We start from the raw sequence: 12,401 nt of genomic DNA on the forward strand, positions 1-12,401 counted from the left end.
CCGCCCAGCTCAGAGCGCCCGGAGGCCGCTGATCACGTCGCGCAGAATACTCTCGTCCGGCAGCTCGGCAGGGGGTACGGGACGTGTCACGTGGACCATTTCCTCGGTCACGAGGTCCCCGATGAGGACCCGGACCACTCCGATGGGCAGGTCGAGCTCGGCGGCGAGCTCGGCGACCGACTGGGGGGTGTCACGGCAGAGCTCGACGATGTCCACGTGTTCCGGGGACAGCGAATGGTCGGCCTCGGGGTCGTCTGCGTGGGGCTCCGTGACGACCACCGCGATCAGGTCGAGGCGATGCTGGGCCGGACTGGTGGTGCGCCCGCGTGTCATGGCATAAGGACGGACCACCGGTCCGGCGTCGTCGTCGAACCAGTGGCGTTTTCCCTGACCGTCTCCGCTCATGCCATCCCACTACCCGCCCGAGGGCAGATCGGTGCGCGGAGCGGCGGCCAGATGTGCGCCGACCCGCTTCACCAGGAGCGTCATTTCGTAGGCGACCTGCCCGACGTCGGAGTCAGCGTCCGAAAGAACGGCGAGGCAGCTGCCGTCCCCGGCGGCCGTGACGAAGAGGAAGGCCTCCTCGAGCTCGACCACGGTCTGCCGGACACCGCCCGCCTCGAAGTGGCGGCCGACGCCCTTGGCGAGGCTGTGGAAGCCGGAGGCGACGGCGGCCAGGTGCTCGCTGTCCTCCCGGGTCAGATCCTTGGAGGCCCCGGTGGCAAGGCCGTCGCCGGAGAGCACGATCGCCTTGCTGATGCTGGCCACGCGGTCCACCAGGTCGTCGAGCAGCCAGTTCAGCTCTCCCGACGTCTTGCTGGTCGCGGTGGGCCCTGTGGCCTTCGGTGCGGTCATCGACCGTCCCCCTTCGTCGTTCCTGGTGCTGTGCCGCCCTGGGCCCCTTCGCCCGCGGCGTTCTCGTCGCGGCCCCGCTGCCAGCCCCGCTGGAGCGAGGCCATCCGGCTGCGTACCTCGTCGGCGTCGCGATCGGCGAAATCCGGCCCCTTCGGGGTGCGGGCCTGGTCGCGCTCGGCGCGCCGTTCGGGTCCGTCCTTCAACTGCGGGGCCAGATTGGCCTGTCGGACGCGGCGGGGCAGCGGACTCGCACCCGATTCTGCCCCTTGTGTCGCGGCGGCGGAGCCCGGGGTGGTCCCGGCCCTGCCCGACGGTGAGCCGGCGGAGCGGGTACGCCGGGGGAGAGCGGGGGCCTCTCGGAGGCCGGACGCCTCGGAGCGAAGGCCCGGAGTCTCGGGGCGTTCGCCGTTGCGGCGCCCGGAGGTCTCGGTGCGGTCGGTACGCCGGGCGGTCGACGACTGTGCGCTCGCCCTCTCCGCCACGCCTTGCCTCTCCACCGGTTCGAGGGCCGGTTCGAGGCTCTCCACCGGCTTCAGCGCCTCGGCGGGCTCCTCGCCCGCCTCGCCGCGCCGAGGGCGCCGGGTCACGGGACGGCCGTGCGAGCTGACCAGCTTGGGAGTTCTGCGGCGCGGCAGGGGGACCGGGGCGCCCGCGTGGTCGTCGTCTCCGGAGCGGGCCGTCTCCGAGCCGCCTGCGCGGGGCTGCTGGTGGGGCCGGTGCTGCTCGACCGGGACACCCGCTATGGAGCGGCGCGGCCTGAACAGACCGCCCTGCTCGGCGTCCTCGTCGTCGAGGGCGCCCGGGAAGCCGCCGAGCGCGTCCAGATCGACCGGCGCCTCAAGCTCGACCGGCCCGTCCAGGATCGCGGCAGGCAGGCCGGGGAGGCGCACCGGTACGTCGGAGAGCGCCGCCTTGCGGTCCTCCTCGATCTTGCCCTCCTTCGAGGGCAGCGCTCGGTCGAGACGGAAGCCGATGCCGTTGGTGTCCGGGACGTCGTCCGTGAGCAGCGCGTCGGGAATGAACACCACGGCGGTGGTGCCGCCGTACGGGGAAGGCTGGAGGGAGACACGGACGTTCTGCCGCTGCGCGAGCCGGCTGACCACGAAGAGACCGAGCCGGTCGGTGTCGGACAGTTCGAACTCGGGCGTCTCGGCGAGCCGCAGGTTGGCGTCGAGGAGCGCCTCGGCCGCCATGCCCAGACCGCGGTCGTGGATCTCCAGGGTGAAACCGTTGGCGACGCGTTCGCCGACGACCTGCACGGCCGTGTGCGGGGGCGAGAACACCGTGGCGTTCTCCAGGAGTTCGGCCACCAGGTGCGTGAGGTCGGCGACCGCGGGCCCGGTGACGGCGACGCGGGGCAGTCGGCGTACCTCGATACGCTCGTAGTCCTCGACCTCGGCGACGGCGGCGCGGACGATGTCCATGAGCTGGACGGGCTTGCGCCACTGTCGGGACGGGGCCGCGCCGGACAGGATGACCAGGCCCTCCGCATGCCGGCGCATACGTGTGGTCAGGTGGTCGAGGCGGAACAGGTCGGCGAGTTCGTCGGTGTCCTCGGTCCTGCGTTCCATGGTGTCGAGGAGGGTGAGCTGCTTGTGCAGCAGGACCTGGCTGCGGCGGGCGAGGTTGACGAAGACCTCGGAGACGCCGTCCCGCAGTTCGGACTGTTTGACGGCGGCCTCGACGGCCGCGCGCTGAAGGGTGTTGAGGGCCTGGCCGACCTCGCCGATCTCGTTCTTGTCGTACTCCAGGCGGGGCACTTCGGTCTCGACGTCGACCTGTTCGCCGCCGGAGAGGCGGCGCATGACGCTGGGGAGCCGCACGCCGGACGCCTCGTGGGCCTCCAGGCGCAGTCGGCGCAGGTCGCGGACGAGGCTCCGGCCGATACGTACGGACATGACGAGCGAGGCCAGCAGGGCGATGAGTCCGAGGACACCCGCGATGACCGCCTTGACGATGACGCCCGTGGCCACGGGGCCCACGCGGTCCTGGTAGCGGTCGCCGGCCTTGTCGTCGAGGTCGGCGAGTTCGTTGAGCACGTGTCCGGCCGCCCGGTCCCAGCTCTGCGCGGTGACACCGTGCGGGAATCCGGCCGGGGAGGTGACGACAGCCTGCTCCGCCACGCGCAGGGGAGCCGTGTCGGCGTTCGACCAGTAACGCTCGAAGCGGCCGCGTTCCGATGAGGGCAGCAGCGGCAGGCTGATGTTGTACAGCAGGGTGCGTTGCGCGATGAGATCGGAGATGTCGCGGATGTCGTCGCGGGTGACGCGGCCCGCGACCAGCGCGGAACCGAGGAGGGCGTCCTCGCGGGAGAGCAGTTCGCGGGCGTTGGCGACGTTGACGAGGGCGCGGCCCTGCTTGTCCATCTCCACGTTGTCCACGACGTGGAGGTTGGCCAACAGTGTGTAACAGGGGTCGACGAGGCGGTTGTAGAGGTCGAGGGCCTGGGCCCGGTTGACGGTGCCCTCCTCGACACTGCGGCGCAGCGAGTCGACGCCGTCGAGGGCGTCCAGGATGGTGGTGAGGCGCTGTGCGGTGCCCCCGTTCATCTCTTCCCGTACGTCTTCGTCCTTGGCGTTCTTGCGGACCTTCGCCACGGCCCGATCGGTCGCGGTGCGACTGCGTTTCAGCGCCGCCAGCGCGTCGGAGGCACGGGGATCGGCGAGATAGACGAGTGTCTGGCGGCGTTCCTGCTGGAGAACGCTGACGGCGTCCTCGGTCGGGTAGCCGATCTTCTCGACGACGTCCGACACGTTGAACAGCTGGTTGGCCGCGCGGCCGGTGAGTACCGTCGCGAAGGCCCAGATCCCCGTCAGGGAGAGGAGCGGCACGAGGAGCAGCGCCACGATCTTCCGGCGGATGGACTTCCCGCGAAAGCGCATGGCCTCCCCCAGCTCGACCCCCGCTGGCCCGGGGGTACACCTGTGCGTCAACAAACGGCGTGAGCCTACTACTGACGCACAGGTAACTCGAAGACGTGTCCGGGCCGCCGCCCGGCGTGAAGAGGGTGGAACCCGGGCTCTTGAGGGAACCGGAGATGGGTAGTTGTCCGTTCATTGGGGGAGATTGCCGCCCCGAATCCGGCATGGCGAGCCGAAGCTCATCGGACCGGTGAACTTGGTCAGTTGGCCGGAATTTTTCGCTAGTTGGGAATCTTCAGGGCACATTGTTCGTCCTTCTCTATGGGAAATGGGGGCGGAATCGGCCACAGGGGCCGCATGCCGCGTCCAGGCCGCGTAAAACAGCGCAAGCCGGGCAGCCACTGGGGAGCAGGTGTCGTATGACACCCGTGCGAGGGTCTGCTGGGCGGTGGGGAGTGACAAGTTGATGGGCACGGCGGAGCGGGGCGGGGCGCCAGGGGTGGGTACTGCGGCGCCTGTGGCGGTGCGATCGGCCACGCGGACACCGGATCGCGACATTCCGGCGGACGGGCGCGATCGGGCGAGCGGGCAGAGCGTGGCCCGGGAGGAACGCGACCGGGAGAACGAGCGGGCGGGTGCCGGGGACGGAAGCGAGCACATGAGCGCCCGGGCCGTCGCCGAGGGCGGCCCCGAGCCGACGGGCGGGCGGGGCACGGCCGCCGGTAGGTATGAGCGGGCGGGCGACCAGGGCGTTGCCGCCGGTCAGCGGCGCCCCGACGGTCAGGCTCGGGCAGCCGTCGGGCCCGCGGACGAATACGAAGAGCAGGCGTACTACCGGCCGTTGTGGATCGAGGAGCCCGCGCGTCGGCGACGGCTGCCCGATCCGGTGCGTACGGCGGCCGTGCGTGCGGTGCTGATCATCGCGGTCACCCTGATCCAGGCCGTGATCGCCTTCCTGTCCACAGTGGCGGAGTCCTGGCTCGCCTTCCCGATGGTCCTGAGCAGCGTGGCCAGCACGGTGGTGGCCACTTGGGCCGCCCTCGACGTCTGGGTCACCCGCCAGGTGTGGAACCAGCGCAACGGCGTGGTGTCCGAACCGAGCAGCACCGCACGGGCCCTGCGGCGCGAGCGGCGCCGGGCCCGACGGCAGGCACGCGCGACGGAGCGCGCTCAGGAGCGAATACGGCGGCAGGGCGGCACCGGGCAGTTGTCGCACCCCTGAGTACGGCTCGCGGCTGAGTACGGCACGGTTCGCAGCTGAGCCCGGCTCGTGACTGAGCCTGGCTCACGGGTCTGCGGGTCGCGGACGGTTCGGTGATGCCGGATCTCATCTCCGTCAACCCCTGCATCACGACCATGATGATCGGCGAGAAGTGCGCGGACCTTTTGAAGGAGGACCGGACCTAGCTCCCCTGAGGCGCCGGGCGCTTGAACATACGCGTCGCCGTGATCTCCGTATGCACGGCTTCCCCGGCGGGAGCCTCACGCGGCAGTCCCGGCCGGAGGTGTTCCTCCACGCTGATGTACTTCAGCCCGGCGCGCAGGTCGGCGTCGTTGCGCAGGCGGATGACGAGGGGGAACTCGGCGAGCGCGGTCGTGTCGAACAGGCCGGTGGTGTAGAGGAGTTGGACGCCGAGCGCGTCCGAGACGGCCCTCTGCAGCTCCAGGAGATAGGTCGCGTTGGCACGTCCGATGGGGTTGTCGAGGAAGAGCGTGCCGGCGTGCCGGTGCTTGTCACGGCCCCGGTCGTTGCTGCGCAGCGCGGCCATCGTGCAGTACAGCGCGATGGCCGCGGTGAGCAGCTGACCGCCGGAGAAGACGTCACCCATCTGTCCGACGGGGACGCGCTCGGCGCGCAGTACGGCGTCCGGCTTGAGGATCTCGACGGCGACGCCCTTCGGTTCGAGGGCGGCGCTGACTCCGCGCAGCAGCAGTGACATGCCGTCGCGCCTCATGTCGGAGTTCTTCTTGACCGCCGCGCGGGTGGCCTCGTCGACGACCTCGCCGAGCCGCTCGGCGAGCGTGGTCTGATCGGGCTCCTCGAAGCGGATGCGCAGGAACTCCTGCCCGGACCACTCGCCGAGCCCCTCCGGCAGCCGGGACAGCCGCTGCGCGGACCGCAGGGTGGCGAGCGACGACTCCACCAGCCCCCGCAGCCGGTCCACGATCGAGTCCCGGTTGCGCTCCAGCTGCGCCAACTCGTCGGTCAGCACCCGCAGTCGGGGCGCGAAGGCGTCCGCCCACTTCTGCGCGTGTTCGGGCAGCGCGGACGCGGGCAGCTCACGGATCTGCTGCCGGGCAGGGGTGCGCACCTGCTCGTAGCGGTTGGAGTTGGCATGCCGTACGAGGATGTCGCCCGCCTCGCGCACGGCGCCCTCGGCCGCGGAGAGGTCGGCGGCGCAGCCGCGCAGGGAGCGGCGGATCTCGGCGGCGGAGTGCCGGGCCTCTTCGAGGGTGCCGGGGTAGGGCTCGGGCTCCTCCTGCTCCTCGTCGGAGTGCTCCCTCAGCAGGTCCCTGAGCAGGGCGGCCGTCTCGTCGAAGCCACCGGCCGCGTCCTCGGCGGCGCGGTGCGCGTCGAGCAGCTCGGCGTGCGCCTCCCGCGCCTGGCCGAGCGCCTCGGCGCGGGAGGCGAGTTCACCGGTGGCCGTGCGCAGCAGCGACTGCGCGTGCTCGGCGTCGCGCGGGACCAGCTCCTGCGACAGCTCGGTGTGGGCCTCGCCGTCCTCGGGCGCGTGCCGCTCGGCCTCGCCGCGCAGCCGCCCGAGCTGCTCGCTCGCGGTGGACATACGGGTCTCCAGGAGCTGCACGAGCTCCTCGGCGCGGGCGGCCGCGGCCTGCCGGGACGGCCCGTCGGAACCGTCCGGCGCCTGAAGGAGCTGTGCGGCGCGGGTGCGCACCTTGTTGCTGAGCCGGTCCAGCTCTGCCAGGGCCGCGGTTTCGTCGCTCTCGGCGCGGGCCTGCTCGGCGCGCAGATCGGCGCCGACGCCGACCTTCTCGTACAGCTGTGACGCGGCCCGGTAGGCCTCGCGCAGGGCGGGCAGCGACGACTTCGCCGTCTGCGACGCGTCCTCCGGTACGTCGTCGGGGGCGCCCGCGATCTCGGCGCGCTCGGCACGCAGCGCGCGGGCCGTACGACGGGCGTCGTCGGCGGCGCGCTGGGCGGCGCGGCGGTCCTCGTCGGCGGCGCGGGCACGCTCCAGGCAGACCTGGGCGCGGGCCTCCGACTCGGTGGCCTCGTCGGCGAGTTCGCGCACCTTGACCTGCCAGCCGGCGCGTTCGCGCAGGCGGAAGGCGAGTCCGGCGAGCGCGTCGGCCGCGCGCCGGGCGCGCTGGGCGGCGTCCTGGCGTTCGTCGCGCACGAGGGCCGCCTCGGCCGCGGTCTCGTCGGCCTCGGCCCGCACGGTGCGCGCCTCGGCGAGCTCGGTCTGGGCCTCCTCGGCGAACGCGCGCGCGTCCCGGGCGGCCGCGGCCAGTTCGACGAGCCGGCCGGCGGGGCAGCCGGTGCGCCAGGAGGCGAGGCGCGCCGCGAGCTCACGGTCCTTGCCGAGCCGGGCCGCGAGGGTGCGGATCTCCTCGTCCCGCTCGGTCGCTCGGGTGCGCAGCGCCTGCCGTTCCTCGTCGGCGGCGTGCTCGTCGTGCATGGCCGGGTTCGGCGGTACGAGGAAGACGCCGCCGTCGCCCGCGTCGGCGGCCGGGGTCGGGGCGAGCAGCGCGGCGGCCGTGCCGACGGCGACGGCGGAGCGCGGCAGCAGCGCCGCTTCACTGAGCGCCTCACGGGCCCGCGCGTGGGTGTCCGGGTCGGTGATGATCACGCCGTCGACGAGCTCGGGCCTGGCGGCCAGCACGCGCGCGTGGTCGACGGGGTCGACGGCCTGCGCGAGATAGCGCCAGCCGGGCAGGGCCGGGATGCCGTGCTCACCGAGGTACTCGACCGTGGCCAGCACGTCAGGGCCGGGCGGCAGGAGTCCGCCGTCGCCGAGGGCGCCGAGGATCCGGGCGTCGTCGGCCGCGGCGGTGCGCAGCTCGAAGAGCTGGCGCTCGGCGGAGGCGACCGCGTCGTCGAGCAGTTCGCGCAGTTCGTCGGCGTACTGGTCCAACTCCTCGGGCGTGAAGGCGCCTTCGGTCTCCGCCCAGACGTCGGCGGAGGTGCCGCGGGCGCCTCGGCCGGTGTCGCCGCCCCTGCCATGGCCGGCGGGGGCAGCGGCGTCCCCGGCCGCCCGGGGCACCGGTACCCCGACGTGCCGCGTTCCGACGGCACCCGGCAGGCTGAGCAGCTCCGCGAGCCGTTCCTCCCCCGCCAGTGCCTCGGCCGTACGGCGCTCGGCGTCGTACGCGAGCTCGGCCGCCGTCGCCGCGTCCGCCGCGCGGGCGGCCGTCAGCTCGGCGCGGGACTCGGCGGACGCCGCCTCGCGGGCGTGCTCCGAGGCCCGTCGCGAGGCTTCCCGCGCGGTGTCCCACGCCGCGACGGCCGTCTTCTCGGCGTCGCTGGCGGCAAGGGCGGCGCGGGCCGGGTCGGCGTCGGGGGCGCTGTCGTCGAGCCAGCCCGCGCGGACCGCCTCGGCGGTCTCCTGCTCGACCTCGCTCAGGCGCTGGCGCAGATGTCCGACCTCGCTGCGGGCGCGCTGCGCGGCGGTGGCCGCGGCGGTGGAGTCGGCGTACGCGGTCTCGCCGACCTCCTGGAGTCCGGCGGAGCGCTCCTCCTCCTCGTTGGCGAGCGCCTCGGCGCCCTCGGCGGCGCGGTGCAGCGCGCGGACGAGGTCGACGGCGGCCTTGGCGCGGGCGGCGAGCGCGGGCGCGGCGTCCCGCTCGGCCTCGAGGATCGCGGCGGCCACGCGCGCGGAGCGGTCGGCGGCGGCACGGTGCCTCAGTACGAGCTCGGCGGCCTGCCAGGAGGAGTGCAGGGTGCGCGCGTCGGCCAGTTCGCGCTTCTGGGCGGCCGCCGACTTCTCGGCCCCGGCGAGCGCCAGCGAGGCGTGCCGGTAGGCGAGTTCGGCGGCGATGAGGGCGCTGCGCTCGCGTGCGCCCTCGGCGTGGGTGACGGCGTACGCGGCGGCGGTCACGCGCTGTGCGAGCTCACCGGCGCGGACACGCTCACGCACGGCTCGCGCGGACAGTCGCCTGGCCAGGGTGCGGGTGCGCCGCTCGGCGCCCGCGTGGATGTCACGCGCGCGTGCCCGCGCCTCGGCGGCCTCGACGATCCGGCCGAGCAGATCCACGGACCCCGCGGTGAAGTCCCGCTCGGCGATCAGCTCGGCACGCCGCCCCAGCTTGTTGCCGAAGCCGCCGACCAGGTCGGCGAGCCCGTCGGTGTCCCGGGTGTCGGTGACCGCGCGCAGCAGCAGGTCGGTGAAGTCGGAGTCCTTCTTGACCGCGAAGAGACCGGCGGCCTCACCCTCGTCGGCGTTCATCTCCCGCTGGTAGCGGAAGAGTTCGGGGTCGAGGCCGAGGTCCGTCAGATGCTCGTTCCAGCGGTCGTGGATCTCCTCCCAGTGCACTTCGAGGTGCGGATACGCCTTTGCGGCCTCGGTGAGGGCGTCACGGAAGCCCTTCATGGTGCGCCGCCGTCCCTGCGCACCGGAGGCGCCCTCGACGGACGGCCGGACGGCGGTCGCCTCGGCGACCGGCAGGTTGTCCAGGCTCAGGCCGGGACCGGGCCGGAAGGAGTACCAGGCTTCGGCGAACTTCCTCGGGTCGTTGGAGACCTGCCGTCCCCGCCACTCGCTGGCCTTGCCGACCACGACGCACTCGCCGGTCAGCGTGTGCTGCCACTCCAGCGCGACATGACCGCAGTCGTCGGCGAGCAGGAACTTGCGCAGCACACCGGAGCTGGCGCCGCCCAAGGTGTTGCGGTGGCCCGGCAGCATCACCGAGAAGATCAGCTTGAGCAGCACCGACTTGCCGCCGCCGTTCTCCAGGAAGAGCACGCCCGCGGGCGCGGGCCGGCGCGGCGGCCCGACGGGCTCCTCCTCGAAGAACTCCGCCTGGGTGGGGGCGGGGTCGGGCACGGGCTCGCCGACACCCCTCAGGTCAAGGACGGTGTCGGCATAGCGCGCCCCAGCAGGCCCGATGGAGTAGAGGCGGACCCGGGACAGCTCGTACATGGCGGCGGACTCTCGTAGTAAGTCTTCGGATACGTGCGGAAGGTCGGGGAGGGTCAGGAGTGGAACGGCAGTCCGGCGTCGGCCACCAGTTCCAGGTCGTCGGTGTGCTGGGCGGGCAGCAGTGTCGGGGTGCCGTCGGTCACCGGGACGACGCCCAGCTCGAGGAGCTCGGCCATCGCGGCGCTGCCCGCCATGTCCCGCACCTGGAGCTGATAGCGGGCCGTCGTCCGGTACGTCCCTCCGGAGTCGTCGCCGGTCCGCTGGAAGAATCCGGAGTCGGTGAGGAACGCGACGGCCTTGCCGATGATGCCGGTCGTCGAACCGGACAGTCTTCGCGCGTCCTTGGTGGCGCCGGTCGAGCTGCGCCGTGCCCAGATCCGCCAGGCCGCCTCAAGGCCGGGCGCCTCGGTCGCCGGATCGGTGTTCTCGCCCTGCTCCTCGGCCCGCTCCTCCAGACGGCGGCAGGCCTGTCGTACGAACGCGTCGACGCCGTTGACCGAGACACGCCCGATGTACCCGTCGTCGGCGAGGTCCTCGGGGCGCGGGAAGGCCATCGCGGCGACGGCGAGGTGGGCGAGGCCGTGCAGGAAGCGGTCCGCGGAGTCGGCCGAGGTACGACGGGCGTAGTCGCCCATCCGGACGGCGAACACCGAGTCCTCGGCGGCCGTCACCGCCATCCCCGCGCGCGGGGACACCTCCAGCACGACCAGCCCGAGCCCGGCGGCCACGGCGTCGGCGAGCCGGGCGAACGGCGGGTCCTCGCGGTACCGCCGCAACAGCTCCGCGTACTCCTGGTCCCGTGCCGGCTGGAGCTTGGGCTGGAGCCCGAAGGCGACGAGCCGCGCCGCGTCGGCGGCGTCGGCGGGTGTGACGGGAGCGTTCGCCGGCGCGGCGACGGCATCCGGCTCACTCCACTCGACGTGCTGCTCGGTCACGACAGAGGCTCCTTGTACAGAGTTACGAGGCTGGGATTCACGACCGATCCGCCGCCATCCCCGCCGCGTCCAGCAAAGCCATCCCCACTATCAGATCGGCCCCGCCGAACTCGGGATCATCGAGCTCGACCCCGTCATCCACGGCGAACAACAGCTTCTCCTCACCCTGCCGATACGCGGTACCGACCGGCGGACTGGCCGCGTGAACGGCCAACAGGGCGACGAGGTAGGGCAGTTCGGGATCCCGGCGGCGCGCTTCGGCAAGCAGCCCGGACAGCCGTCGTGGTGCGTCCGCCGGCAGATCCAGCAGCTCCATCGCGGAAGCGAGCTGCTCCTCACTGAACCGGCTGTCGTCCGGCGTGGCGATCAGGTCCGGCTCGGGCATCTCCGCACCGAGGTGCTCCCGCTCCAGGGGCGGTGTCAGCAGGAGCTCGACAAGATCCCCCACCCGCACGGCCACCGGCGTACGCAGCCCCGTCCCGCGCGCGAAGAACGCGTCCGTCACGCGCCGTGCCTGTGCGACGGGCAGCGGCAGCACGGGCGCGACGAGGTGGCCGTAGAGGTCGATCCCCGAGGTCGTCATGGGTGTGGCGAAGGCCTGCCGGTCCTGCTCGGCGCGGAACAGGGGCCCGGCCTCCAGGAGCCGGGACTGCAGTTGCGTGTGCCGGCGGATGCAGTCCTTGACGATGTCGACGAGCTCGGCGGCGCGGCGCTTCTGCTCGGGGTCCTCGGACTCGTCGCGGGCCTTGCGGATGTTGGTGAGGATCGCGTTCTCGTGGCGGTAGCGGTCGGCGACGTGGTCGAGCGCCTCGGCGATCATGTCGGGCACGGCCTGGAGCCAGTCGACGGCCCGCACATTGCGCCGGGTCGCGTCGAGCGCCCTGCGGAGCGTCTCCGAGTACTGCACGGTCCGGTACCGGGCCTGCTCTGCCGCGAGCTGGGCGTCGGCGAGGCGGCCGCGGCTGATCAGCACCTCGAGCTTGACCTCGGCGGCGATCTGCGCGCTGGTGACATCGGTGTCGAGGGCGCCGACGAGGACGTTGACCGCCTCGTCCGTCGTACGGAGGTAGACGGTCCCCCCGTACCCGGGCACCTCCTCGATCAGCTTGAAGTCGTAGTCGCGGCGCACATAGGAGCCGTCGGGGGCGAAGGTGCCGTATACGGCCCGGAAGCCGCGGTCGACGCTGCCGACGTTGATCAGGTTCTCCAGGACCCACTTGGCCACGCGCTCGTGCTCGGCGACGGGGCGCTGCGGGGCCTGTGCGGCGATGCGCGGGATGAGCCGGGCCACTATCTGGTCGTGGTCGGCGCCCGTGTCGAAGTCCATGTTCAGTGTGACGAGGTCGATGGCGGCGAGTGCCACCTCGGCCATCCCGTAGACCGTGTACTCGCCCGCGAGATTCGCCTTGCGCACATCGAGGTCGTGCAGCGGCGCGGTGCACGCGAGCGCGCGCAGCCGCCGCGCCAGGCCCTCGTCGGCGGCCGGGCCCGGAGCGGGGCGCGGCCCCGCGCTGAGCTGGGGCGGAACGCTGTCCGTCGATGCAGGCGAAGTCACGGTGCACAGACTAGGTCCTCGGTCTGACAACGGTCGAAACGACGCAGAAGCGACCGCCGTCACACCGCCTCCGCGCAGCGCGTCACACCGGCTC

At 72.7% G+C, this 12,401-nt stretch carries 7 protein-coding genes and 1 pseudogene; 2 read left to right on the plus strand and 6 right to left on the minus strand.

Annotated elements, in window-relative coordinates; translation table 11 throughout:
- Positions 1–9: 9 nt before the first annotated feature.
- Genes ACFVWD_RS18615 through ACFVWD_RS18625 form a run of 3 tightly spaced genes read right to left on the minus strand, consistent with a single transcriptional unit; the run spans position 10 to position 3,737 of the window.
- On the minus strand, positions 10–405 hold the full coding sequence (locus ACFVWD_RS18615; protein WP_054237191.1) for a DUF742 domain-containing protein: 396 nt from the start codon (positions 403–405) through the stop codon (positions 10–12).
- A 9-nt stretch (positions 406–414) separates the two neighbouring features.
- A complete protein-coding gene (locus ACFVWD_RS18620) occupies positions 415–855 on the minus strand; it encodes a roadblock/LC7 domain-containing protein (RefSeq protein ID WP_054237190.1) in 441 nt (146 codons plus the stop codon).
- A complete protein-coding gene (locus tag ACFVWD_RS18625) occupies positions 852–3,737 on the minus strand; it encodes a nitrate- and nitrite sensing domain-containing protein (RefSeq protein WP_389597341.1) in 2,886 nt (961 codons plus the stop codon). Before ACFVWD_RS18625 ends, ACFVWD_RS18620 begins: the two co-directional genes overlap by 4 nt.
- Before the next feature lie 637 nt (positions 3,738–4,374).
- On the opposite strand from ACFVWD_RS18625, the gene ACFVWD_RS18630 reads away from it, so the two are divergent.
- Together ACFVWD_RS18630 and ACFVWD_RS18635 are read left to right on the plus strand one after the other, a co-directional pair.
- Positions 4,375–4,938: a hypothetical protein gene (locus ACFVWD_RS18630; RefSeq protein WP_389597450.1), complete on the plus strand. Its 564-nt coding sequence runs from the start codon at positions 4,375–4,377 to the stop codon at positions 4,936–4,938.
- A gap of 68 nt (positions 4,939–5,006) precedes the next feature.
- Positions 5,007–5,123: pseudogene (locus tag ACFVWD_RS18635) on the plus strand (GMC oxidoreductase); the annotation flags it as partial.
- Here ACFVWD_RS18635 and ACFVWD_RS18640 read toward each other — a convergent pair.
- Genes ACFVWD_RS18640 through ACFVWD_RS18650 form a run of 3 tightly spaced genes read right to left on the minus strand, consistent with a single transcriptional unit; the run spans position 5,120 to position 12,307 of the window.
- Entirely contained in the window at positions 5,120–9,817 is a 4,698-nt protein-coding gene (locus ACFVWD_RS18640) for a hypothetical protein (RefSeq protein WP_389597342.1), read from the minus strand. The pseudogene ACFVWD_RS18635 and the gene ACFVWD_RS18640 sit on opposite strands and share 4 nt — an antisense overlap.
- Before the next feature lie 53 nt (positions 9,818–9,870).
- Entirely contained in the window at positions 9,871–10,752 is an 882-nt protein-coding gene (locus ACFVWD_RS18645; RefSeq protein ID WP_389597344.1) for a hypothetical protein, read from the minus strand.
- 37 nt (positions 10,753–10,789) lie between these two features.
- The gene (locus tag ACFVWD_RS18650) at positions 10,790–12,307 is read right to left on the minus strand and encodes a hypothetical protein (protein WP_168489966.1); all 1,518 of its coding nucleotides are present in this window, start codon (positions 12,305–12,307) and stop codon (positions 10,790–10,792) included.
- Positions 12,308–12,401: the final 94 nt, after the last annotated feature.

The organism is Streptomyces sp. NPDC058086 (genome assembly GCF_042885015.1).
Lineage (GTDB): Bacteria > Actinomycetota > Actinomycetes > Streptomycetales > Streptomycetaceae > Streptomyces.

Excerpts from the sequence above, each read along its gene's own strand:
- ACFVWD_RS18640 (WP_389597342.1), bottom strand. The coding sequence starts at position 9,817 with ATGTACGAGCTGTCCCGGGTCCGCCTCTACTCCATCGGGCCTGCTGGG.
- ACFVWD_RS18625 (WP_389597341.1), bottom strand. The coding sequence starts at position 3,737 with ATGCGCTTTCGCGGGAAGTCCATCCGCCGGAAGATCGTGGCGCTGCTC.
- ACFVWD_RS18620 (WP_054237190.1), bottom strand. The coding sequence starts at position 855 with ATGACCGCACCGAAGGCCACAGGGCCCACCGCGACCAGCAAGACGTCG.
- ACFVWD_RS18615 (WP_054237191.1), bottom strand. The coding sequence starts at position 405 with ATGAGCGGAGACGGTCAGGGAAAACGCCACTGGTTCGACGACGACGCC.
- ACFVWD_RS18630 (WP_389597450.1), top strand. The coding sequence starts at position 4,375 with ATGAGCGCCCGGGCCGTCGCCGAGGGCGGCCCCGAGCCGACGGGCGGG.